This window comes from Amycolatopsis saalfeldensis (assembly GCF_900110575.1).
Lineage (GTDB): Bacteria > Actinomycetota > Actinomycetes > Mycobacteriales > Pseudonocardiaceae > Amycolatopsis > Amycolatopsis saalfeldensis.
Genome location: NZ_FOEF01000003.1, coordinates 467,494 through 490,969, shown reverse-complemented (window position 1 = coordinate 490,969; position 23,476 = coordinate 467,494). Strand labels below are relative to the sequence as shown.

20 protein-coding genes and 1 pseudogene are annotated in these 23,476 nt (G+C 72.6%); 9 read left to right on the top strand and 12 right to left on the bottom strand.

From position 1 onward, the window contains the following. The first annotated feature begins 6 nt into the window (after nucleotides 1-6). A complete protein-coding gene (locus tag BMY97_RS09905) occupies nucleotides 7-1,140 on the top strand; it encodes a Cmx/CmrA family chloramphenicol efflux MFS transporter (RefSeq protein ID WP_091615740.1) in 1,134 nt (377 codons plus the stop codon). A gap of 40 nt (nucleotides 1,141-1,180) precedes the next feature. Here BMY97_RS09905 and BMY97_RS09900 read toward each other — a convergent pair whose 3' ends face one another. Next, entirely contained in the window at nucleotides 1,181-2,344 is a 1,164-nt protein-coding gene (locus BMY97_RS09900; protein WP_091615737.1) for an SPFH domain-containing protein, read from the bottom strand. Between the two features lie 12 nt (nucleotides 2,345-2,356). Beyond that, on the bottom strand, nucleotides 2,357-2,599 hold the full coding sequence (locus BMY97_RS09895; RefSeq protein WP_091615735.1) for a hypothetical protein: 243 nt from the start codon (nucleotides 2,597-2,599) through the stop codon (nucleotides 2,357-2,359). Between the two features lie 226 nt (nucleotides 2,600-2,825). Between BMY97_RS09895 and BMY97_RS09890 the strand changes: the two genes are divergently transcribed. Continuing rightward, entirely contained in the window at nucleotides 2,826-3,311 is a 486-nt protein-coding gene (locus BMY97_RS09890) for an STAS domain-containing protein (protein WP_091615732.1), read from the top strand. A gap of 117 nt (nucleotides 3,312-3,428) precedes the next feature. Further along, entirely contained in the window at nucleotides 3,429-4,496 is a 1,068-nt protein-coding gene (locus BMY97_RS09885; RefSeq protein ID WP_091615729.1) for a fatty acid desaturase family protein, read from the top strand. 4 nt (nucleotides 4,497-4,500) lie between these two features. Here the strand turns inward: BMY97_RS09885 and BMY97_RS09880 are convergent, their stop codons facing one another. Continuing rightward, nucleotides 4,501-6,432, bottom strand: coding sequence for a S9 family peptidase (locus BMY97_RS09880; RefSeq protein ID WP_091615726.1), 1,932 nt, complete (start codon nucleotides 6,430-6,432; stop codon nucleotides 4,501-4,503). Nucleotides 6,433-6,562: 130 nt separating this feature from the next. Here BMY97_RS09880 and BMY97_RS09875 point away from each other — a divergent pair, with 130 nt between their 5' ends. Then, on the top strand, nucleotides 6,563-7,513 hold the full coding sequence (locus BMY97_RS09875; RefSeq protein WP_091615723.1) for an alpha/beta hydrolase: 951 nt from the start codon (nucleotides 6,563-6,565) through the stop codon (nucleotides 7,511-7,513). Between the two features lie 258 nt (nucleotides 7,514-7,771). Here BMY97_RS09875 and BMY97_RS09870 read toward each other — a convergent pair whose 3' ends face one another. Both BMY97_RS09870 and BMY97_RS09865 read right to left on the bottom strand, forming a co-directional pair. Beyond that, complete coding sequence (locus BMY97_RS09870; protein WP_091615721.1) at nucleotides 7,772-8,887, bottom strand: PucR family transcriptional regulator; 1,116 nt, start codon at nucleotides 8,885-8,887, stop codon at nucleotides 7,772-7,774. Nucleotides 8,888-8,954: 67 nt separating this feature from the next. Next, nucleotides 8,955-9,797: an ESX secretion-associated protein EspG gene (locus BMY97_RS09865; RefSeq protein ID WP_091615718.1), complete on the bottom strand. Its 843-nt coding sequence runs from the start codon at nucleotides 9,795-9,797 to the stop codon at nucleotides 8,955-8,957. Nucleotides 9,798-9,995: 198 nt separating this feature from the next. Between BMY97_RS09865 and BMY97_RS09860 the strand changes: the two genes are divergently transcribed. Beyond that, nucleotides 9,996-10,424, top strand: a complete 429-nt coding sequence (locus BMY97_RS09860) for a cupin domain-containing protein (protein ID WP_091615714.1) — start codon at nucleotides 9,996-9,998, stop codon at nucleotides 10,422-10,424. 122 nt (nucleotides 10,425-10,546) lie between these two features. Continuing rightward, complete coding sequence (locus BMY97_RS09855) at nucleotides 10,547-11,035, top strand: beta-class carbonic anhydrase (RefSeq protein WP_091615711.1); 489 nt, start codon at nucleotides 10,547-10,549, stop codon at nucleotides 11,033-11,035. A 16-nt stretch (nucleotides 11,036-11,051) separates the two neighbouring features. Here BMY97_RS09855 and BMY97_RS09850 read toward each other — a convergent pair whose 3' ends face one another. From BMY97_RS09850 to BMY97_RS09840, 3 genes are read right to left on the bottom strand one after another with little or no spacing between them, the layout of a single operon-like run. Beyond that, complete coding sequence (locus BMY97_RS09850) at nucleotides 11,052-11,963, bottom strand: CPBP family intramembrane glutamic endopeptidase (protein ID WP_091615708.1); 912 nt, start codon at nucleotides 11,961-11,963, stop codon at nucleotides 11,052-11,054. A gap of 43 nt (nucleotides 11,964-12,006) precedes the next feature. Next, nucleotides 12,007-14,526: an ABC transporter permease gene (locus BMY97_RS09845; protein ID WP_245787241.1), complete on the bottom strand. Its 2,520-nt coding sequence runs from the start codon at nucleotides 14,524-14,526 to the stop codon at nucleotides 12,007-12,009. A 5-nt stretch (nucleotides 14,527-14,531) separates the two neighbouring features. Further along, nucleotides 14,532-15,284 carry an ABC transporter ATP-binding protein gene (locus BMY97_RS09840; protein WP_091615706.1) on the bottom strand — a complete coding sequence of 251 codons (753 nt, stop codon included), beginning with the start codon at nucleotides 15,282-15,284 and terminating at the stop codon, nucleotides 14,532-14,534. A gap of 169 nt (nucleotides 15,285-15,453) precedes the next feature. Here BMY97_RS09840 and BMY97_RS09835 point away from each other — a divergent pair, with 169 nt between their 5' ends. Further along, nucleotides 15,454-16,665 carry a sensor histidine kinase gene (locus BMY97_RS09835; RefSeq protein ID WP_091615703.1) on the top strand — a complete coding sequence of 404 codons (1,212 nt, stop codon included), beginning with the start codon at nucleotides 15,454-15,456 and terminating at the stop codon, nucleotides 16,663-16,665. Continuing rightward, on the top strand, nucleotides 16,656-17,291 hold the full coding sequence (locus BMY97_RS09830; RefSeq protein WP_177231254.1) for a response regulator transcription factor: 636 nt from the start codon (nucleotides 16,656-16,658) through the stop codon (nucleotides 17,289-17,291). The genes BMY97_RS09835 and BMY97_RS09830 overlap by 10 nt, the downstream gene beginning before the upstream one ends. 4 nt (nucleotides 17,292-17,295) lie before the next feature. On the opposite strand, the gene BMY97_RS09825 is transcribed toward BMY97_RS09830, so the two are convergent. The 4 genes and pseudogenes from BMY97_RS09825 to BMY97_RS09815 form a co-directional block, all read right to left on the bottom strand. Then, complete coding sequence (locus tag BMY97_RS09825) at nucleotides 17,296-18,483, bottom strand: DUF4185 domain-containing protein (RefSeq protein WP_091615698.1); 1,188 nt, start codon at nucleotides 18,481-18,483, stop codon at nucleotides 17,296-17,298. 18 nt (nucleotides 18,484-18,501) lie between these two features. Further along, on the bottom strand, nucleotides 18,502-19,683 hold the full coding sequence (locus BMY97_RS49075) for an arabinofuranosidase catalytic domain-containing protein (protein WP_425425253.1): 1,182 nt from the start codon (nucleotides 19,681-19,683) through the stop codon (nucleotides 18,502-18,504). Further along, nucleotides 19,598-19,828 (bottom strand): annotated as a pseudogene (locus BMY97_RS49070) (arabinofuranosidase catalytic domain-containing protein); the annotation flags it as partial. The gene BMY97_RS49075 and the pseudogene BMY97_RS49070, both read right to left, overlap by 86 nt. A gap of 166 nt (nucleotides 19,829-19,994) precedes the next feature. Beyond that, nucleotides 19,995-20,315: a hypothetical protein gene (locus BMY97_RS09815; protein WP_091615695.1), complete on the bottom strand. Its 321-nt coding sequence runs from the start codon at nucleotides 20,313-20,315 to the stop codon at nucleotides 19,995-19,997. 373 nt (nucleotides 20,316-20,688) lie between these two features. Between BMY97_RS09815 and BMY97_RS09810 the strand changes: the two genes are divergently transcribed. Next, nucleotides 20,689-23,472, top strand: coding sequence for a ricin-type beta-trefoil lectin domain protein (locus BMY97_RS09810; protein WP_218156742.1), 2,784 nt, complete (start codon nucleotides 20,689-20,691; stop codon nucleotides 23,470-23,472). Nucleotides 23,473-23,476 lie beyond the last annotated feature (4 nt).

Sequence of the window (23,476 nt, the reverse complement as noted above, 5' to 3'; positions counted from 1 at the left end):
CCCTTGATGCCGTTTTCGCTCTACCTGCTCGCCGTGGCCGTCTTCGCGATGGGCACTTCGGAATTCATGCTCGCCGGCCTGGTGCCGGACATCGCCAACGGCCTCGGCGTGCCGATCGGCACGGCCGGGCTGCTGACCTCGGCGTTCGCGGTCGGCATGGCCGCCGGCGCCCCCCTGACGGCCGCGCTCGCGCGACGGTGGCCCACCCGCGCCTCGCTGCTCGGCTTCGTCCTGGTGTTCGCCGCCGCGCACCTCGCGGGCGCCGTCACCACGAGCTTCGCGGCGCTGCTGGCCACCCGCGTCGTCGCCGCGCTGGCGAACGCCGGTTTCCTGGCCGCGGCCCTGACCGCCGCGGCCGCGCTGGTCGCCCCGGACCGCAAGGGACGCGCGCTGTCGATCCTGCTCGCCGGGACGACGGTGGCCACCATCGCCGGTGTCCCGGGCGGCGCCGTCCTCGGCGCCCTCCTCGGCTGGCGGGCTGCTTTCTGGGCGATCGTCATCCTGTGCCTGCCCGCGGCTTTCGGTGTGGTGAAAGGGTTTCCCGCCCCGGCAACGGGCGCCGCGCCCGCGCTCCAGGCCGAGATCCGGCAGCTGGCCAAGCCCCGGCTGGCCCTGACCATGGTGCTCGGCGCCCTGGTCAACGCCGCCACCTTCGCGACGTTCACCTTCCTGGCCCCGATCGTCACCGGCACGGCCGGGCTGGCCGAGCCGTGGGTGCCGGTCGCGCTGGTGCTGTTCGGGCTCGGGTCGTTCGCCGGAGTCACCGTCGCGGGGCGGCTGTCCGATCGGCGGCCCGGGCTCGTGCTCGCGGCCGGCGGGCCGTTGCTGCTGCTCGGCTGGCTCGCGCTGGCCGGGCTGGCCGCCGCTCCGATCGCTTTGCTGATCCTGGTGTTCGTCCAGGGCGCGCTGTCGTTCGCGCTCGGCAGCACGCTGATCGCCAGGGTGCTTTACGAATCCGCGGGCGCGCCGACCATGGGCGGCTCGTACGCCACGGCGGCGCTCAACGTCGGCGCCGCGGGCGGGCCGGCCATCGCGGCGGCCACGCTCGGCAGCGGCGACCTCGGCCCGGTCTGGACCAGCGGCGTCCTGGTCGCGGTCGCGCTGCTCGTGGCCGTGGTGCTCCAGCGAACCGCCCCCTGAAGGCCACCGGAAAACGGCGGCCTTCAGGGACGGGGCAGCCTCAGCGCTCGATCGCGGGCTTGCCCTGGTCGGCAGGGGCGTGGTTGTCCGCGGTGGCCGAGGGCTCCGCATCCCCCGAAGCCGGGCGGCCGATGCCCGCCTTGACCGAGTCGAGGATCGCCATGCCCTGGCTGACCAGTCCGGCGGCGATCTCGCCCAGCCCGTCCGCTCCATTGAGGACAGTCACCTGCGCGCCGCTGAGCCCGCGCGCCGCCTCCTTGACGATCTCGGGCAGCTGCTCGATCACCAGGCGGTCGAGCGCGACGCGGTTGTGCGACGCGGCGGCCGCGGCCTTGATCTCCATCGCCTCGGCGTCCGCACGGGCCATCACGCGCACCTGCTCCGCCTGCGCCTCGGCCGGGCGGACGACCTCGGTCACCAGCTGTTGCTGACGCAGCAAGGCTTCGCGCTGGGCGAGTTCGGTACGGGCGTGGATCACCTCGCGCTGCGCCGTCGCCTCGGCCAGCGGCCCGGCCTGCGCCGCCTCGGCCTGCGCCTTGTCGACCTCGGCCTTGTACTGCGCCTGCACGACGGCGGTCTTTCGCGAGTACTCCGCCTGCCGCCGGTGCGACTCCTGCGCCGCCTCGGCCGCGGCCTGGTCGGCCCGCGCCTGGGCGATCTGGGCCTCACGCTGGATGGCGGCGTTGTGCGGCGCGGCCATCGCCGCGATGTAGCCGAGCTTCATGTCGTCGATCGACTGGATCTGCAGCGAGTCGATGGTCAGGCCGATCTTCGCCATCTCCGCGGCCGAGCCGTCGAGCACCTCGGTGGCCAGCTTCTGCCGCTCGGTGACGATCTCCTCCACCGTCATCGACCCGACGATCGAGCGCAGGTGCCCGGCGAAGATCCGCCCGGTCAGCACCGACATCTGCCCCTGGTCCGACAGGAACCGCTGACCGGCGTTGACGATGCTCTCGGTGTCGTTGCCGACCTTGAACGCGATGACCGCGCGGACGTTGAGCGTGATCGCCTGCTTGGTCACGCAGGTCTCGGACACCTCCGCCTCGGCCATGCTCAGCGTCAGGAACCGGACCTTGCGGAAGAACGGCATGATGAACGCGCCGTGCCCGGTGACCACGCGGAACGGTCCCTCACCCGAACTCCCGCGCTTGCCGCCGGAGATCAGCATCGCCTCGTCGGGCGCGGGCACTCGGTATCCGAACATCTTCGTTCTCTCCTAGCTGTGGGGAAAGGGGTCCGTCCAGGCCACGACGTCGACGGCGCGGTGCGGGCGCTCCTCGACGACCAGCACGGTCGCCCCCTTCGGAAGTGGTACTTCGGAGTAGGCCCGGTAGGTTTCGGTGCCGCCGCGAATCCGGAGCAGCACTTCACCGGGACCGTCTCCGCCGCGGGTGCCCACGAGCAGGACGCCGGTCCGCCCCTCCGGCGACGCCCCCTCGGGGGTGTCCGGCCAGCTCACCGGCGCCCCTGAAATCCGGCGAAACCACCCAGATCGGCCCGTCCGGCCGACGTGTCCCTCATGACCACCCCTCGGCATGGTCGCCGACGGCGACTACCCCGTTCAGCATCGTCCGTGCGCCCCGCCGGGGCAAGTCACGAAACCGGCCCGGCGCGGACGGCTTACACTTGTTTCGCGTCGCCATGACCCCTGCCCCTGGCCGTGACCGCTCCTGCCAGGAGGCCCGATGACCGTTCACCCGAAGGCCGCGCCGCCCGGGCCCGGGCGGGCCGCGCGCGTGGCCACCCGGATCGGCGCGGGGACGGTGACCGTCTCGGTGTCGGGCCGGCTCGACCAGGCCGGCGACGCGGCGGTGGCCGAGCACCTCGCCGAGGCGCGGAGGCTCTGCTGGGGCCTGCTGACGGTCGACCTGACCGGCTGCGAGGGCCTCGGCGAGGCGGCGCTGACCGCGGTGCGCGAGGCCGGGGAAAACGCCGCGGCCGAGGGGTTCCGGCTGTCCGTCGCGGCGGGCGGGCCCGGGATCCGCGCGGCCCTCGACGCGCTGTCCGTCCGGCACACACCGGCACCGGCCACGGCGGGAACGCCGGGGGTGGCGGTCCGCGTCTGCGTCAGCCGGGACTGCGAACGCCGTGGTGACACTGCCCACCCGAGGCACAGTTACCCGTTTGCCGAGCCCGGCCGGCCGGGGCAGCGGCTACCCTCGGCGGTCTGAGCGTCCGCGGCCCGGCCGACGACGTCCCGCGCCGCGCGCGACTGATGAAGCCCCTTTTCCGGCACTGCCGCCCCGGGGATCCGCCCGTTCCACCGTGCTCCACCCGAGGAGACGCTTATGACGATGACCACCACCCAGCCCGGCCCCGCGCTGATCGACGAACTGGGCGAGGAACTCGACGCGCTGCGCCAGCGGGTCGTCGACGATCTCGGCGCCGTCGACGCCGACTACATCCGCAAGGTGATCGCGGTGCAGCGGCTGTGCGAGGTGTCCGGCCGGGTCCTGCTGTTCGCCGGCTGGTTCCCGCCGGCGTGGCTCGGCGGGGTCGCCGCCCTGTCGGTGTCGAAGATCCTCGACAACATGGAGATCGGCCACAACGTCCTGCACGGCCAGTACGACTGGATGAAGGACCCCGCGCTCAACTCGCAGACCTTCGAATGGGACATGGTCTGCCCGAGCGGCCAGTGGCGCCGCTCGCACAACTTCATGCACCACACGTACACCAACATCCTCGACAAGGACCGCGACGTCGGCTACGGCATCCTCCGCATCACCGAGGACCAGCCGTGGCACCCGTACTACCTGGGCAACCCGGTCTACGCCGCGGCGCAGGCGCTGTTCTTCGAGTACGGCATCATGCTGCACGATCTGGAGGCCGACCGGATCGTGCAGGGCGAGCGGGGCTGGGCGGACGTCCGGCCGCTGCTCGGGCCGATGCTGCGCAAGGTGGCCGGCCAGGCGGGCAAGGACTACCTGCTGTACCCCGCTCTGACCGGCCCGCTGGCGCCGCTCACGCTGGCGGCGAATGTCAGCGCGAACCTGGTGCGCAACCTGTGGGCGTTCTCGATCATCTTCTGCGGTCACTTCCCCGACGGCGCCGAGGTGTTCACCGAGGAGCAGGCCGAGGACGAGAGCCGCGGCGGCTGGTACCTGCGCCAGATGGTCGGCTCGGCCAACATCAGCGGCAGCCCGGTCTTCCACCTGATGTCGGGAAACCTCAGCCACCAGATCGAGCACCACCTGTTCCCGGACCTCCCGTCGCGGCGCTACCCGCAGATCGCCGGCGAGGTCCGCGCGATCTGCGAGAAGTACGGGCTGCCGTACAACACCGGCTCGCTGTCGAAGCAGCTCGGTTCGGTGGTGCGCAAGATCTTCCGGCTCGCGCTGCCGGGCAAGAACTCCTGAACGCTCAGGGCAGGTTCTCCACCTCGACCGGCTCGATGGCCTCGCCCGGCGGCAGCGGGAAACCGAAGATCCGGCTGTAGAAGCTGAGTTCCGCGTCCAGCGAACGGCGGATGCTGTCCGCCCGCCGGAAACCGTGCTGCTCGCCTTCGAACAGCAGGTACGCGACCGGGACTTTCCGCGCGCGCAGAGCGTCGACGATCAGCTCGGACTGGTTCGGCGGCACCACCGGGTCGTCGGCGCCCTGCAGCACCAGCAGCGGCCGGGCGAACGCGTCGACCCGGTGGATCGGCGAGCGGTCCACGTACACGTCGCGGGCCTCGGGGTACGGGCCGATCAGCCGGTCCAGGTAGCGGCTCTCGAACTTGTGCGTGTCGGCGGCCAGCGCCTCCAGATCGGCGATGCCGTACAGGTCGGTGCCGGCGGCGAACGGCGTGTCCTCGCGCACCAGCGCGGCCAGCACGGTGTAACCGCCCGCCGAGCCGCCGCGGATCAGCAGCTTCTTCCCGTCGACGCGTCCCTCGGCCGCGAGCCAGCGGGCGGCCGCGAGACAGTCGGCCACGTCGAGCTCGCCCCAGGTGCCGCGCAGCTCGTTGCGATAGGCACGGCCGAAGCCGGTCGAGCCCGCGTAGTTGACGTCCACCACGGCGAACCCGCGGCTCGTCCAGTACTGGACTCCCAGCGACAGCACGGGCGCCGCGCTCGCCGTCGGTCCACCGTGGACGATCACGATCAGCGGGGGCCTGCTGCCCTCGGGCCCATCGTGGGCCGGGTTCGCCGGCGGGTAGAACAATGCGTGCGAAACCCGTTCGCCCGAAGGGAAATCGATCGCCTCGGGCACCGACAGGTAGCCCGGGTCGATGCCGGTGTCCCGGGGTTCGCGCAGCGTCCGGACCCCGCCTTCCGCGGTGACGGCGTAGACGCCGGGCTCCGTGGTGGGCGAACCGGCGAGCACCACGACCTCGCCGGTCCCGGTGGCCCGGACCGCGCGGATCAGGGTGAACGGCAGGTCGAGGCCGGTCACGGTGCCGTCGGCGGCCGCGACCGCGAGGCCGTCCAGCCCGCCGCTCCAGCGGGCGAAGACCGTGCGGCCGTCCGGCAGCTCGGCGTACCGGGCCAGGCCCAGCTGCCAGCCCGGGACGCCGATCTCGGCGTCCAGCACCACGGCCGGTGCCACCGGGCCGCCGGGCTTCCAGCGGTACAGGTTCCACCAGCCGGTGCGGTCGGAGACGAAGCGGAGCGTGCCGTCGGGCAGCCAGCGGGGCTCCGAGACGGACTCGCCGGGGCCGCCCGCCACCACCGTGTCCACGCCGGTGCCGAGGTCGCGCACCGTCAGCAGGGTGTCGTCCCACGGCAGGTCCGGGTGGTTCCACGAGACCCAGGCGAGCCGGCGCCCGTCCGGGGAAAACCGCGGAGCGGCAACGAAATCGGGGCCGCTGACGAGGACTTCCGGCGTCCCGTCCGCGTGCAGTTCGACCAGCTCGTTGCGGACGCCGGCCGCTCCCCCGCCGCCGGCCGGGTGCCGTTCCCGCACCACGACCAGGCGGGTGCCGTCCGGGCTGAAGCCGCCGTCGGCGTACCGGTCGCCGCGCGGCACCTCGGGCTCGGGTGTCAGCGCCTCGGGCTCGCCGCCGTCGAGGCGGTACAGGCGCTGGTCGCGCCAGTTCGCGAACCAGATGGCGCCCTCGCGGACCCACCAGTCGCCGCCGCCGTACTCGTGCACGGCGGTGCGCGCGTCGAAGCCTTCGGGCAGCAGCTCCGTGACGGTCCCGTCGGCGGCGCGGCGGACCAGCTGGACCCGGCCGCCCTCTTCGGGGCGCGCCTCCGACCAGACGACCGCGTCGCCGTCGGTCTGCACGTCCGTCACGCGCGCCGCCGACCGCGTGATCAGCTCCGCCGTGATCGGCGTGGCCCAGGACCCGAATTCGGAGATCTCCACCGCTCCACGCTAGCGGGCCGGGCGCGCGGATGTCGGCCGCGGGGGCCCGGCCCGGCGACGCTCGTCGGGCCCGCCCGGGCGCGCTTGCCGCCAGAATGGAGGACAGGACGTCTTCGAGGAGAGGAACCCGATGACCTACGCATTCGACCCGGAGCTCGCCGCGGCGATCCCGATGATCCCGGCGCAGGACTTTTCCGACCTGCCGGCGGCCCGGCTGCGCATGAAGGAGATGTTCGCGGAGCTGGCCGGCGAGCCCGACACCACCGGCGTCACCGTGCGCGAGGAGCAGGTGCCCGGACCGGACGGCGCGCCCGACGTGCGCGTGCTCGTCTACACCCCGGACCGGATCGCGACGCCGTCCCTGCTCTTCGACGTGCACGGCGGCGGCTTCATCGTGGGCGACGCGGACATGGGCCACGAGAGCAACCTCGGGCTGGCGCGCGACCTCGGCGTCGTCGTGGTGTCGGTGGACTACCGCCTCGCGCCCGAAGCGCCGTACCCGGCCGGGCTCGAGGACTGTTACGCGGCGCTGGTCTGGGCGGCCAAGAACGCCGGCGACCTGGGCATCGACCCGGAGCGCATCGTCATCCACGGCGTCAGCGCGGGCGGCGGGCTGTGCGCCGCGCTGGCCCTGCTGGCGCGCGACCGCGGCGGCCCGGCGATCGCGTTCCAGTACCTCGGCGTGCCGGAGATCGACGACCGGCTGGACACCCCGAGCATGCGCGCCTTCGTCGACACCCCGCTGTGGAACCGGCCGCGCGCGGAGTTCAGCTGGGACTCCTACCTCGGCCCGGGCGTCCGCGGCACCGAGGGCGTCCCGGTGCACGCCGCGCCGGCCCGCGCGACGGACCTGTCCGGCCTGCCGCCCGCCTACGTCTCGGTGATGGAGTTCGACCCCCTGCGCGACGAGGGCATCGCCTACGCCCAGGGCCTGCTGGCCGCCGGCGTCAGCACCGAGCTGCACCTGTTCCCGGGCACCTTCCACGGCTCGGGCATGGTGAAACAGGCGACGATCTCCCGCCGCGAGGTGGCCGAGGCCCGGGCCGTGCTGGCCCGGGCGCTGGGGGCCGAGCCGGTCTAGCGGCTGGTCCCGGCCGGTTTCGGGGCGCCGAGGTGGTGCTGCGTGCGTTTGCGCAGCCGGCATTGCGTCATCGCGGCTGAACCCCTCTCCTCCGGCCGGGCCTGACCGGCGCGCGGCGCCCCCTCGCACAGTGCGTGGGTTTTCGGCGGGGACAAAGAACACCTGGCCGTTGATCAACGCCCGGTGGGGTATGTCGGCTGGGGGAGGGGACAAGGCGGGCCGGTCCCGAATCGGCCCGCTCCGCGCGCTTCCGGCAGGTCAGCCGCGGGCTGCCAGGCGGCGGGCGAGCAGGGCGAGGCGGGCGCGGAAGCGGTCGCCCGGGTCGTCGAGGCGCCAGCCCAGCGCGTCTTCCACGTGGGCGAGCCGTCCGGCGACCGAGCTGTGGTGGCGGTGCAGCGCCAGCGCCGCCTGGCGCAGGGATCCCGTGCGGCAGAAGGCTTCCAGCGTGGCGACGTCGGCGGCGCCGGCCGGGGTGGCGGCGAGGTCGTCGAGGGCGCGGACGTCGGCTTGGGCGCGCAGCCGCTCCGGCGGGATCTCGGCCAGCAGGGTGAGCGAGCCGAGTTCGTCGTGGACGATCACCGGTTCCGCGCCGGGCACGGCGAAGCGCTCGGCCAGCCGCGCCTGCAGCCAGGAACGGCGGGCCTCGAGGCCGTCGACCGGGTCGCCGACGCCCACCCGGACCGAGCCCGTCGCGCGGCGTTCCCGCGCCCGTTCGGCCAGCGCGGCCCGCAGTGAGGTGACGACTGTGCCCGCGCCTTCACGCGGCTGGAGCAGGACCGCCGCGACGTCGCCGACCACCGCCACCCGCGCGGCCGGGGGCGCCCCGCCGCGGGCCATCAGCGCGACGGCCGCCGCACCCGGGTCGCCGCCGTCCTCGGTGCCGACCGCGACCACGCGCAGCGGCTTGCCCGGGGCCAGCCCGAGCAGCACCAGCGCCCGCGCGCGGTCCTCGTCCGCGGCCTGTTCGCCCAGCACCAGCTCGACCAGCGCGGGATCGGCGAGGTGCGGTGCGGCCGCCGCCGGTCCGGGGCGGGCGAGCAGCCGCGCGGCGATCGCGAACCGCTCCAGCACCAGGTCGTCGAGCGGGCCGGGCGCCGGGCGCTCCAGCCAGACCCGGCTGCCGGGCTCCACCGCCGAGGACACCGCGGTGGACGGCTCCGGCCCCGCCGGGACCGTGCCGTCCGGGCCGAAGCGCAGGGCGGCCCGGCCTTCGCCGTCCAGCCCGGCCGGGCACTCCGCCAGCGCCGCCGCCGAACGCACCAGGTCCGGCAGGCTCGCCCGGTGCGCGACCAGCTCGTCGAAGTACGCGATCACCCGTACCGCGGCCTCCGCGTCGGCATCGACCGCGGACAGGCGCAGGAGCAGCCCCTTCATGGCCTCCAGCCTAGCCGCGCCGGCGGCATTCGTCCGGCGCCGGACGCGCTCTGTCCACAGTAGAGCGTCAATAGACGGCGGAAATCGCCTGCCGCACCGCGCGGGCGACACCCGCGCGCCCGGCCGGCACGTAGTTCGCGCTCAGCTCACCGGACTGGCCGGTGGTGGTGTGGACGAGGTAACGGCCGTCCTCGGTGTCCAGCCAGCTCATCGGGTCGCCGCTGCGAAGCTCGCCGAACCGGCCGCGGCCGGTGGTCAGGATGTGCCCGCCGCCCAGGCGCGGAGCGGCCAGCACCTGCTGCAGCACGTCGCCGCCGGACTGCTCGCCCGGGCGCGCCCGGCCCCTCCCGGACCGCGTCTTGACGATCCGGAGGCTGCCGAACGCGTCGGTCTCGTCCTTGTCCTCAGCCGCCTCGGCGCGGCGCCGCGCCGTCATGGCGGACACCTCCCGCGGGGCCTCCCGGTGCACGGTCTGCGCGGGGGTGGTCGCCGCGCGCGCCGCCGGCAGGACGCCGGTGATGACCTCCACCAGGTCCTCGTCCGGGAACAGCGAGAAGGTCAGCTCGTCCGACCGCGGGTCCTGCGTGATGCCGAGCGCCTGGCGCCCGTCGGTCAGCGCGAGCACCGACAGGTCGGAGCCGAGGCCGTCGACCCCGGTCACCGCCACCGCCACGCGCGATTCGGCGAGCAGCCCGAACGCGGTGCGCACGGCCGGGTGCAACTCGCCCTGCACGGACAGCCGCCGCTCCTCCATGCCCCGGTAGACCTGCGTCGCGACGCGCACGAACCGCACCGGGTCCGCGGGCACCGTGCCGATCCGCAACGGGAACTGCCGGATGTCGCCGCCGGTCGCCTGTCCGACCACCAGGGCCTCGACCACGTCGAGCGTGAACTCGAACCTGTCCGCCATATCCGCCTAGCACCCTTCCCGAGCCGAATCCCCGAGACCAACATGCCATCGCCTGGGGCGCTGGGGCAGCGCCGGGCCGTTTCCTGTCCCGAAAGGCCCGTCCCCGGTTCCCGGTCGTCCTCGCCGGGACGGGCGCCGGCCCGCCGGGGCGGGGATGATGGCGGGCACCCACCCGCACCGAGCCCGTGAGGAAGGCCCATGACCGACCACTGGCACCAGCCGCTGCGCCACATCCGCGGCGCCGGCCTGACCGGCGACACCACCCAGACCTCCGGGATGCGGCGGCTGGAGGCGATCTCGGGCAAGACCGTCGGCTCGACGAAGGTCTGGATGGGCGAGACCCACGTGGCCCCGGAGACGAACTCCGGCGACCACCACCACGGCGAGGCCGAGACCGCGATCTACGTCAAGTCCGGCCACCCCGTTTTCGTCTTCGCCGACGGCGACGAGGAGGTCCGGCTGGAAACCGGGCCCGGCGACTACATCTTCGTGCCGCCGTACGTCCCCCACCGCGAGGAGAACCCGACCGGCGAACCCGCCGTGGTCGTCATCGCGCGCAGCAGCCAGGAGGGCGTGGTGGTCAACCTGCCCAGCCTCTGGGCCCCGGTCGACGTTCCGCCGGAGTGACCCCGGGGACCGGCCGTGTTCGTCACCGGCCCGGCCGGGATTTCCACTTCGTGGGCATGGTTGCGCCTGAGTGCACGCGGCGGTCTGCTCACCCCGAGGGGAACCGGCCGAGAGGACCACCTGTGAGTGTCACCGACGAGTTGCTGGCCAACAACGCCGAGTATGCCGCGGGCTTCAGCGGCCCGCTGCCGCTGCCGCCCGCCAAGCGCGTCGCGGTCGTCGCGTGCATGGACGCGCGGATCAACGTCTACGGCGTCCTCGGCCTGAACGAGGGCGAAGCGCACGTGATCCGCAACGCGGGCGGCGTGATCACCGAAGACGAGATCCGCTCGCTGGCGATCAGCCAGCGGCTGCTGGGCACCGAGGAGATCATCCTCATCCACCACACCGACTGCGGGATGCTGACCTTCACCGACGACGAGTTCAAGAAGTCCATCCAGGAGGAGGTCGGCGTCAAACCGGCCTGGGCCGCCGAGGCCTTCACCGACCTCGACACCGACGTGCGGCAGTCGCTCGCGCGGATCCGCACCAGCGCGTTCATCCCCAGGAAGGATTCGGTGCGAGGGTTCGTCTTCGACGTCGCGACCGGGAGGCTGAACGAGGTCGCCTGACCCGGCACCCGCCCGGTCACTGTCCACTGTGGATGGAAGGGTAACCGAGCCGCCCGCGGGTCGCGATCAGCAGCACGGCCGCGACCACCGCGGCGGTGATCAGCTGGATATGGGCCGCGCCGTGGGCGTCGACCGTCGGGAACATCCCGGACCAGGCGACCGAGAAGTAGTTGTTCACGCTGGTGTGCAGCAGCATGGCCAGCGGCAGGCTTTCGCCGGTGCGGTTGAACACCCAGGTCATGACCAGGCTGAACAGCACGGCCGTGGCGATGAACTCGACCGGCCGCACCCAGTCCACGTCCGGCCAGCCGCCCCACTCGGACAGGAACAGCGGCAGGTGCCAGGCGCCCCACAGCGGGCCGAGGACCAGGGTGCCGCGCAGCGCGCCGAACCGCGGCTGGAGGTGGGGCAGCGCGAAGTCACGCCAGCCGGGCTCCTCGGCGAGCCCCGTCGTGATCATCTGGAAGACCAGTGCGGGCACGTACGCGATCAGCACGGCCGCCGCGGGCAGGTGGACGTTCGCCCAGCCGCCCGCGAACGGGATGCTCGCCGCGGTCAGCGCGAGCGGCGTGCCGAGCAGGACCCCGGCGTACCAGCGCCAGTTCACCCGCCACTTCAGCAGGCGCCCGGCCCACCGCCGGATCCCGGCCGGGCCTTCGGCGACCCGGGTGACGATGTACGCGGCCAGGATCGGGCCGAGGTAAGCGCCGGGCAGCACGCCGAAGACCTGCGAAGTGCCGAGCAGCACCGGGAACCGGAAGGGCAGCACGCCCAGCCCGTTGCCGGAGAGGATGTACGGGGTCCAGGCGAGCCAGCTCATCCCGTACGCCAGCACGAAGAAACTGGTCAGCCGGCGGCGGCCGATGAGCCCGCGCAGACCGGTCGGCTCGAGGCGGGCTTCGGAGCCCACTTGGCCGGGAACTACCATCACAGCGTCCTTTCCACGGAGTTGATCTGTCTACTGAGGACTTTCATTCGCCGGTGCGCAGGGCGGCCATCGGGGCCGGGCGCAGGGCGAACCGGGTCGGGATGGCGATCGACGCCCAGCCGAGCACCGCGGCCACGCCGGCGATCGCGAGACAGGCCGGCAGCGGCACGGTGGGCAGCGGGGACCCGGTCAGGCTGACGCTGACCCCGAGCAGCGGCGGGAGCGCGGCGAGGGAGCCGAGCACCACCGAAGCCACGACGACGACCCCCGCCTCGCGGCGCATCATCGACCGCACCTGGCGGGGTTTCGCGCCGACCAGGCGCAGCAGGGCGAACTCGCGGACCCGCGCCGCCGTGGCCAGCACCAGGATGTTGACCACCGCGATCGCGATGAACCCGAGCAGCACGAGGTTGAGCAGCAGCACGAAGGTCGACTGCCCGGCCGCTGCGGCGTCCTGTCCGCCGGCGAAGGCTTCGCGGCCCGACACGCGGACCTCCGGGTGCGCGGCGAGCGCCTTGTGCAGACCGGCGTCCAGCGCGGCGTCGGCGATGCCGGATGCCTTCGCGACCAGGATTTCCGTGTCCAGCCGGGAAGTCGTGTGCGAGACGACCACGTCGTGCGGCAGCGTCAGGTCACCGAAGCCGAGCCCGCTGCCGTAGACCGCGACCACCCGCGCGGGATGCGGGGTGCCGTCGCCGAGGCGCAGGTTCAGGGTCCCGCCGACGTCGACCCCGTAGGTGTCGGCGGCGAACTGGCTCACCGCCACCGTGTCGCCGGTCAAGCCGGTCAGGTCACCGCGGCGGACGTCCAGGTTCAGCACGGCACGCAGGCCTTCCGGGGTGACGCCCAGCGCGCCGGCGGGCTCGATCGCCTCTTCCCCCAGCTGCCGGTAGGTCACCTGCACGCCGGTCCGGGCCACCGGGACCGCCGCGGCGACGCCGGGAACCTGCCGCACGGCACCGGCGACGGCGGGTGCGACGCCGTTCTCGGCGACGAGCACCCGGTCGGCGACCAGACCGGCGTCGGCCTGGCGCTGGGCGGCGCCCGCCGTGGTGGTCAGCGTGAAGATCTGCACCGCGGCCAGCGCCACGCCCATGATCAACGGCGTGGTCGCGGAACCGAGGCGGCGCGCGTGGGCCCGGGTGTTGGCGCCGGCCAGGTAACCCGCGGCCCCACGGCCGAGGCCCAGGCCGCGGAACAGCCCCGAGGTCGCGGTGAGCAGCCGTGGCCCGAGCAGCGCCACGGCGATGACCAGCAGCAGCACCGAGCCCGCCGCGCCGCCGATCGCGGCGGGACCGGCCAGCACCAGCGGCACGACCCCGCCGGCGAGCACCCCCGCGACGACCAGCACCCAGCCGGTGACCAGCCGGCCCCGCCCCAGCCGCGGCGGCTCGACGGCCGCCTCGCCCAGCGCCGCGATCGGGCTGATCCGCGCCGCCCGGCGGGCCGCGACCAGCCCGGCGCCCAGCGCCGTGAGCACACACGCGGCGACCGCGGCGACGATCGGCAGCGGGCCGTAGACGAACCGGAACCCGGCCGGGACCACGCCCAGGTCCGCCAGTTCGTTGCGCAGCACCAGGCTCAGCCCGAGGCCGGCCGGCGCGCCGAGCACCGACGCCACGGCCGAAACCAGCACCGCCTCGGTGCCGATCAGGCGGCGCAGCTGCCGCGGGGTCGCCGCGATCGCCCGCAGCAGCGCGAACTGCCGGCGCCGCTGCTGCACGGACAGCCCGAGCGTGCTGGCCACCACGAGCAGCACGATCATCAGCATGGTGCCGCCGAACGAGGCGGCGATCAGGACCAGGAACGAGCGCGCCGTGCCCACGTCGAGGAATTCGGCGTCCGCGCGGTCGTTCCCGGCGGCGGCGACCACCCCGGGCACCGACGCCTGGATCCGCGTGGCGAGTTCGCCCGCGTCGACGCCGGGCTGGGCGAGCACGCCGACGGCGTCCACCTGGTCCGGGCGGCCGGCGAACTGCCGGGCCCGCGCGTCGGTGAGGAACGCCGGTCCCGCACCCGCGACGGTGGTGCCGGCGACCCGGAACCTCGTGGCGACCGAGCCGGCCTCCAGGTCCACGGCGTCGCCGGTGCGCACCGACGCCCGGGCCGCGGTCGCGGCGTCGAGCACCACTTCGTCCGGGGCGGCGGGAGCGCGCCCGTCCGCCAAGGCAATCGGCCCGAGCCCGGTGGCGGACCAGCCGTGCACGGTCAGCGGCGTGGTGCCGCCCGCCGTGCGCAACCCGGCCGGCACGCTGACGTCGCCGATCGCCGAGCGGACCCCGGGCACCCGCGCGATCGCGTCGGCTTCCGACGCCGGGAGCGGGACCCGCTCGGCGAACCGTTGTGCCATCCCGTCTTTGTCGGTCACCGACTGCGGGGCGGTGACCACCACCGGGACCGCGGCGTAACGCTCGGGCGCGATGCCGGCGCGCTGGCCAGAGTCGATCAGCACCCCGCACACCGTGATCAGGGCCGAGCCGAAGAACACCGCGACGAACGCGGCGGCGAAGCCCGCGCGGTGCGCGCGGATCATCTGCCAGGACAAGGGAAACAGAGCGAACACGTCCGTCACCACTCCCCGAGGTGCGTCATGCGCTCGGCGATCTGCTCGGCCCCGGAGCGTTCCAGCTCCCCGGCGAGCCGGCCGTCGGCGAGGAACACGACCTGGTCGGCGAACGACGCCGCCACCGGGTCGTGCGTGACCATCAGCGCGGTCTGCCCCCACCGGTCCACGGCGTGGCGCAGCGCCAGCAGCACCTGCCGCGCCGTGCGGGTGTCGAGCGCGCCGGTCGGCTCGTCCAGGAGCATCACGTCGGGCCGGGTGATCAGCGCGCGGGCGATCGCCACGCGCTGCTGCTGGCCGCCGGAAAGCTTGGCGGGCCGCCGGTCCAGCGGCACGTCGAGGCCGACCGAGCGCACCACTTCGGCGAGGAACTCCGGCTCGAACGGCCGGTTCGCCAGCCGCAGCGGCAGCAGGATGTTCTGCTCGACGGTGAGCGCGTCGAGCAGGTTGTAGGCCTGGAACACGAACCCGATCCGCTCCCGGCGCAGCTCGGTCAGCTCGGCTTCGCGGCGGCCGGTCAGCTCGGTGTCGCCGAGCAGGACCCGGCCCCCGGTCGGCCGGTCGAGGCCGGCGGCGCAGTGCAGGAAGGTGCTCTTGCCCGAGCCGGACGGGCCCATCACGGCGGTGAAACTCCCGCGCCGCAAGGAAATCGACACCCCGTCGAGGGCGTGCACGGCGGTGTCGCCGCTGCCGTAGGTCTTGCGTACGGATTCCATCCGCACCGCGGTGGTGAGGGAGTCCCCCAGTGTCCTGCTCATCTTCGTTTTCCTTCCCTGTTCGCCGGTGATCACGACGCTAGGAGGGGAAGGGTTGGCGCACAGCGGCTCCAGCACCCCGGACGGGGGTGTAGCCGGCTACACCACCGCCGGGGTGCCCGGTAGAGTCCGGCTGCGTCACCGCACGTCAGGCGGGTATCCGGGGAGCGAGATGAAAACTGCGGTCAAGCGCAGCGCAGACGCGACGAGGGTGCTCTTCGGCGGCCTGCTGACCGCCGTGCCCGCGATGCTCGGCCTCGCCTCGGCGCCGCTGCTCCTGCTGGCCACTGTGGTCTTCCCCGATGCGCTGGCACCGGTGCGATGGCTGGCCGACACCGAGCGGAAGCGGGTCGCGCCGCTGCTCGGCCACGACGTGGCCCGGCCGTACCGGAAGCTCCACGGCGGCCACTGGCGCCGGGTCCGGGCCGCCGTAACCGACCCGGCCGCCTGGCGCGACCTGGCCTGGCTGGCCGGGCACGGCATCGGCGGCTTGTTCGCCGGGGTGACCGCGGTCGCGCTCTGGCCCTCGGTCCCGTACAGCCTCACCATCCCGCTGTGGTGGCAGCTGCTGCCGCCGGGCACGGTCACCGCGTTCATCCGCGTCGAGACCTGGCCGGAGGCCCTGACCTGGCCGTTCCTGCAGACCGCGGTCTATGCGGCCATGATCTGGTGGCTGGTGCCGCTCGCCGCCCGCGCGCAGACCCGGTTCGCCGGCAAGCTGCTGCGGCCGACCGAGCGGGCCCGGCTGGAGCAGCAGGTCGAGCGGCTGACCGAAACCCGGACCGAGGCGCTGGAGTCGCACGGGGCGGAGCTGCGCCGCATCGAACGCGATCTGCACGACGGCGTCCAGGCGCAGCTGGTGTCCGTGGCCGTGCGGCTGGGCCTCGCCGAGCGCGCGCTGCGGGCCGAGCCCACCGCCGCGTTGTCGTTGCTGCAGGACGCGCGCAGCGGGATCGAGGACTCGCTCGGGCATCTGCGGGGCGTCATCCGCGGGATCTACCCGCCGATCCTGGCCGACCGGGGGCTGGGCGGCGCCGTGCACGCGCTCGCGGGCGGGCAGCGGATCCCGGTGTCGGTGTCCATTCCGGACGATCTGCCGCGCCCGCCGGCGCCGGTCGAGGCCGCCGCGTACTTCGTGGTCGCCGAGTCGCTGACGAACGTGACCAAGCACAGCACCGCCGGGCGCGCCGAGGTGACCGTGGACGGCGACGGGGCGCAGCTGCGCATCATCGTGCGCGACGACGGCCAGGGCGGCGCGGACCCGGATTCGGGCTCGGGTCTGGCCGGCATCCGGCGCCGCGTCGCCGCGCTGGACGGCAGCGCGCGTTTCACCAGCCCGGCCGACGGGGGAACCACGATCGAGGTGCGGCTGCCATGCGGATAGTGATCGCCGAGGACAACACGTTGCTGCGTGAGGGAATCGTGCTCCTGGTCAAGAGCGCCGGGCACGAGGTCGTCGGCGTGGCCGGCAGCGGGCCGGAGATCGTGCCCGCGCTGCTGAAGCACCGGCCCGACATCGCCGTGCTGGACGTCCGGATGCCCCCGTCCTTCCGCGACGAGGGCCTGCGCGCCGCCGTCGAGGCCCGCAAGCAGCTGCCCGGCCTGCCGGTGCTCGTGCTCTCGCAGTACGTCGAGCAGGCCTACGCCACCGAGCTGCTGGCCACCGGCGCCAACGGGACCGGCTACCTGCTCAAGGACCGGATCGGCCGCGTCGAGGAGTTCCTGGACGCGCTCGAGCGCGTGGCCGCGGGCGGCACCGCGCTCGACCCGGAGGTCGTCACCCAGCTGATGAACCGCCACGATCCGCTGGACTCCCTCACCGCGCGGGAACGCGAGGTGCTGCAGCTGATGGCGGAGGGCCACGAAAACCTCGCCATCGCCCAGCGTCTCGTCGTCACCGAGCGCGCGGTGACCAAGCACATCGGCAACATCTTCCGCAAACTCGGCCTGCCCGCCGGCGACAGCGGCCACCGGCGGGTGCTGGCCGTGCTGGCGTACGTGAATTCCTGAGCACTCACCGCCAGTGGACGCGGACGGTGTAGATGACGTTGGAATCGGTCCAGGTGACCAGGATGGTGGCGCCCGAGGGGTCGTACTCCGGGTGCGGCGCGATGGCGTAACGGAGGCCGCAGCTGCCGCCCGGGCAGGTGGAGGCGATCGTGACCGGCGTGGTCCACGGGCCTTCGAGGTTCGGCGCGGTCGACACCATGATGTCGCTGTAGCCGACATTGGCGCCGGCGACGTACATCCAGGTGTTGTAGTGGTTGCTCCAGAACGCGTTGGACTGGCCGATCTCCCCGTTGGCGAAGATGGCCAGCTCGTCGGTCAGCACCACCGTGCCCAGTGCGCCGCTGAGGCTGAACCGCCGCGTGGTCCACGCCTTCGCGCTCTGGTCCCAGTATTCGTAGGCGGATACGTCGGTCGCGTTCGCCGCGGTGGCCCGGGCCAGGTAAACGTTGTTGCTGAACGGCGCCGGCCCGTGCCCGTAGACGTAAACCTTGCCGTCGAGCGGGTTGTAGGTGACCCCGTTGTCGCCCCACCACGGTTCGGTCGGGCCCCACATCGTGTCGCTCGCCCGGGTCGCGATCGGGCCGAACGGGCCGATGCCGACCGTCGCGACGCCGGCGCCGACGATGCCCTGCCCGTTCGTGCCCCGGTCGTTCTTCAGGTACCAGACGAGGCCCTGGCCGGGCGCGTACTCGATGACGTTGGTGCCGCCCATGCCGTACCGGCCCAGGCCGCCGTTGGCGTTCTCCGCGTCGTTGAGCGGAATCCACTCGGTCGGCCCGGAGGAGTCGGCCCGGTCGTAGATCCGCAGCGGGTTCGACGAGTCGCCGAGCCCGACGCTGTCCGAGGCCCGGAACGCGTAGCCGCCGTTGCCGTCCGGGAGCAGGGTGTCGCCGAACGTCCACACGGACTGTCCATTCAGGACGCCGGAGAAGCCGAGGTCACGAGCGACTTCGGTGCCGTAATCCTGTCGCCCCAGGTATTCCGCGCTCGCGGGCTTCGCCGGGAGGACCCCGGGGCCGGTCGTCTGCCCGGGCGCCGGGTAGACGAAACCGCCCGTGTCCGCGGGTGAGACGTCAAGCCGCGGGCGCGTTCTGTTCGGCGCGGCCGCGGCCAGGCCGAGCGGGGAAACCACCGCTCCGGCCGCGGCTCCCGCGGCCAAGGCCACGAAGCGGCGGCGGCGAATCTCGTCCATGCGCTTTTCCCTCCGGTGTCAGGAACCGCTGTGCAGGGTGAACTGCTGATTGCCGCCACCGTTGCAGGTCCAGATCTCGAGCTGCGTGCCGTTGGCGGTGTTGCCGCCCGGGTCGTCGAGGCACAGCCCGGACTGCGGATTGAGCAGCGAGCCGTCCGGCTGCGGCTGCCACACCTGGTTGCCGCCGCCGGTGCAGTCCCACAGTTCGACCGGCGCGCCGGACGCGGTGCTGTCGCCGGTGATGTCGAGGCAGCGGCCGATGGTGGTCAGCGAGCCGTTCGGCTGGTGGGTCCAGTACTGGTCTTCCGCGTAGCGCTGGCAGTTCCACAGCTGGACGGCGGTGCCGTTGACGCCGGTGTCGTCACCGGCCACGTCGACGCACTGCCCGCCGGGGCCGGTGAGGTTGCCCTGCGGGCCGTTGGGCACGTCGGTCTCCCCGGTGTAGCCGACCGAGGCCACGTTCGCCGCCACCGCGTTCTGGGTGGCGTCGTCCGGGAAGCCGGCGACCATCACGCCCTCGAAGAAGGTGCCCATGTTCCAGTTGCTGTTGTCGCCGCCGATGCCCAGGATGATGCCGCCCTCCTGCTGCATCGGCCGGTAGCCGCCGCGGTTCGGCAGCGCGCCGTTCCACCAGGTCGAAAGCACGCCGGTCGAGGAGTCACCGCCTTGGAGGGAATAGGTGGCCTGGCCGTCGTTGCGGAGCATCGCGGTGACGTACGGGCTGTTGTTGCCGGCGTTCGCGGTGTTGGAGCCGTCGGCGCCCTGGAACATGCCGTTCTCCATATCGGCCTCGACCCAGGGGCCGGCGCCGCTGCACGGCTGGAAGTAGCAGGTGGTCGCGATGCTGACCGCGTCCATGTGGCCGTTGCCGTTGTCGGCGGGGCTGCTTTCGGCGTTGCCGTAGTCGAAGCAGCAGTTGCTGCCGACATGGGTGCCGCTGGCCACCATGTACGCGCCTTCGGGCGCGCCGTTGGTCGCGACACCCTTCGCCACGCCGTTGTAGCGGTAGCCGACGCCGGGTGAAGTCCAGACGCCGTAGACCCTTTTCGCCGCCGGCCGTGACCGCCAGCTCGCTCGCGTCGGCGCCGCGGTCCGCCGCGTTGTTCCCCGTGCCGCCCGGAGCCGGGGTGAGGTCGCTGTGGTTCGCGGTCTGGTCGTAGATCCTGGTGATCCGGCAGGTGGTGCCGGCGCAGAACGAATCCTGGGCCGCCGCGTCGGCGTACCCGCCGGCCGACAGCGGGCCGATGTCCTGGCCGGCCCCGTCCGAGGCCCGCGTGACCTGATAAAGCGGGCCGTCGTAGGCCCGTCCCGCCGACGGAAAAGGCGGCGCACAGCAAGATCGCACCGAGCACGGTCAGGTACTTTCGGGCAAAATCACGACCCCGATGAACAGTCACGCCGAACCTCTCCCTCGTTGACTCACCCAGCCGGAAACGCACGCGCGCAGGTTCCAGCGCAACTGAAATAGTCGAACAACGGCCCGCAAAAATGGCGCTTTCTGCCGCTTCCAGTCAGGAGATCTGCACCAGATAAAGGTCGGCTTCGCCGGTTCCCTCACCCCCGGCCACATTCACCAGGTGACCACCTGCGGTCAACGGCGTGGCCGCGGTGTGATTGGCGGTGCCGGCCGGGCCGCCCGCGGAGCCGAGGCCCACTCCGTCGATCAGCGTGTCGTAGTACACGATGCCCTTGGTCACGTCGTACTCGATCGCGTAGTCGCCCGCGACCGGCGCGCTGGCCTCGAAATACCCGCTGGCGACGACGTGCCCGAGCAGCTGCCGGAACAGCGGTCGCGCGGCGGCGGAGCCGGGCACTCCCACCGCGGCCGACACCGCGACTCCGCAGACAACCGCGACCGCCGTTTTTCTACCCCATTTTCGCGCGTTCACGGCAAACCCCTCTCCGGATTCTCCAGCCATGACAGAAAACACGCCTGGAGCCGCGCCGAGGGGTCAGGAAGAAAATGTCGCCGGCCGTTCCGAGACGATGACGCTCAGTGTGATCTCGGGCCGGTATTCGTGTCAAGCACTCGTAACACGGCAATGGCAAGCAATCCCGCAGGGACGATTGCCGATCTTGAACGCCGCTTCAGCTGGTCTACACCACCGCCACTGTTTGTCCATGTTTGACCTGTGGCGGATCTTGACCGTCAAACACACACAACCGCACACTGTTCACCATCCCTTGAGTGGAGGTGGGCCGCCGGTGTCCCGTTCACGCAGACTCGCCCCGTTGTGGATCATGGCGCTGCTCGCCGGCGCACTGCCGTCGACCGCCGCACCCGTGCAGGCCGACCCGGCGAAGCCCGCCGCGACCGAAACGGCCGTGACAGTGGACGGCGCCCAGGGCGGGCGCACGTTCGACGGCGTCGGTGCGATCAGCGGCGGCGGCGCCAATTCCCGGCTGCTGACCGACTATCCGGCCGCCCAGCAGGCGGAGGTCCTCGACTACCTGTTCAAGCCGAACTACGGCGCGAGCCTGCAGATCCTCAAGACCGAGATCGGCGGCGACGCCGACTCCACGGACGGCTCCGAGCCGTCGGTCGAACACGTCAAGGGCCAGGTCAACTGCAACGTCGGCTACGGGTTCTGGCTGATGAAGCAGGCGAAGGCGCGCAACCCGGGCATCAAGCTCGCCGCGCTCGCCTGGGCGGCCCCGGGCTGGATCAACGGCGGGTTCTGGTCGAGCGACACCATCGGCTACCTGATCACGTGGCTGGGGTGCGCCAAGCAGAACGGGCTGGCCATCGACTACCTCGGCGGGTGGAACGAGCGCGGGCACGACGTGAACTGGTACATCCAGCTGCGCTCGGCGCTGGACAACGCCGGGTACGCGAGCGTGCAGATCGTCGGCGACGACAGCGGCTGGGGCGTCGCGGACGACATGGCGGCCAACCCGGCGTTCGACAACGCGGTGTCCATCATCGGCGCGCACTACCCCTGCGAGGGCGGCGACGGCGGCAGCGCGAACAGCTGCTCCAGCACCGAAACCGCGAAGAACAACGGGAAACCCTTGTGGGCCAGCGAAAACGGCTCGATCGACATGGACGCGGGCGCGCCGGCGCTGATCCGCTCGATCACCCGCGGGTACGTCGACGCCGAGCTGACCGCGTACCTGAACTGGCCGCTGGTCGCGGCGCTCTACCCCAATCTCCCGTTTCCGACCGTGGGCCTGGCCACCGCGAACTCGCCGTGGTCCGGGCACTACAGCCTCGGTGAGAACACCTGGGCCACCGCGCAGGTCACCCAGTTCGCGCAGCCCGGCTGGAAGTTCATCGACGCCGGCTCCGGCCACCTCGGCGGCGCCGAGTCCAACGGCAGCTACGTGACGCTGAAGTCGCCGGACGGCACGGACTACTCGACCGTGCTGGAGACCACGACGGCCACGGCGGCGCAGACCGCGGACTTCACCGTCAAGGGCGGCCTGTCCACCGGCCCGGTGCACGTGTGGGCCACGAACGTCAACCACCCCAGCGCGTCGACGGACTTCATCCACACCCAGGACATCACCCCGGCCGGCGGGACGTACTCGCTGACCATGCAGCCGGGCTACGCCTACACCGTCACCACGACGACGGGCCAGGGCAAGGGCGTCACGAACCCGCCCGCCGACCACCCGCTCGCCCTGCCCTACAGCGACAACTTCGACAACGACGCCACCAGCACCGAAGCGAAGTACCTCTCCGACATGCAGGGCTCGTACGAGGTGCGGCCGTGCGCGGCCGGGCGGTCCGGCCAGTGCGTGCAGCAGGTCGCGCCGGTCAAGCCGATCGAATGGCAGGAGGATTCGGACGCCTTCACCCTGGCCGGCGATCCGGCCTGGTCGGACTACACGGTGAGCGCGGACGTCGACCTCCAGCAGGCCGGCACCGCGGAACTGCTCGGCCGGGCCAACACGCAGACCCGGCCGCAGAGCCATCAGGCCGCGTACGAGCTGAGGATCAGCGACAACGGGGACTGGTCCATCGACAAGAACACCAGTGCCGGCAACCTCAGCACGCTGCTCTCGGGCACCCAGGCGGCGCCGGGGCTGAACAGCTGGCACACCCTTTCGCTGGGCTTCTCCGGTGACGAGATCACGGCCAAGGTCGACGGCACCACCCTCGGCACCGTCCACGACAATTCCTATCCCACCGGCCAGATCGGCCTCGGCGTGGTCGGCTACCAGACCGACCAGTTCGACAACCTTTCGGTGACGCCGAACGCCGCGGGCTCGGTCAGCGGCTTCCTCAAGGACCAGAACTCCGGTCTGTGCGCGGACGTCCCGGCGCTCAGCCAGGCGAACGGCACCGTCGTCGCGCTGTGGGACTGCAACGGCGGCGCCAACCAGGGCTGGACATCCACCCCGGCCAAGCAGCTGATGGTCTACGGCAGCAAATGCCTCGACACCGCCGGCGGGGCGACCGCCGACGGCACCCAGGCGGTGATCGAGGACTGCTCCGGCAGCGGCAGCCAGCAATGGACGGTCGAGCCGGACGGCTCGATCGTCAACGCCGCCTCCGGCACCTGCCTGGACGCGACCGGCCAGTCCTACGAGAACGGCACCCCGCTGGAACTGTGGACCTGCACCGGCGGAGCCAACCAGCGCTGGGCCCGCCGGAGCGCGGCCGGCCCGCTGCGGGGCCGGGATTCGGGCCGGTGCGTGGACGTGCCCGCGGCCAGCCGCGACGACGGCGCCCAGCCCGCGCTGTGGGACTGCGTCGGCTCGGACAACCAGACCTGGACCTCCGACGAGTCAAACCACCTGACGGTCTACGACACCAAGTGCCTCGGCCTCATCGGCGGCGCGACCGCGGACGGCACCGGCGTGGAGATCCGCGGCTGCGACGGCAGCACCACCCAGCAGTGGCGCGTCCACTCCGACGGGACGGTCTTCAACGTCGCCTCCGGCACCTGCCTGGACGCCAAGAACGCGGGCACGGCCGACAGCACCCCGCTGGAGATCTGGCCCTGCTCGGGCAACGGCAACCAGAAGTGGGCCCGCGGCTGAGCCG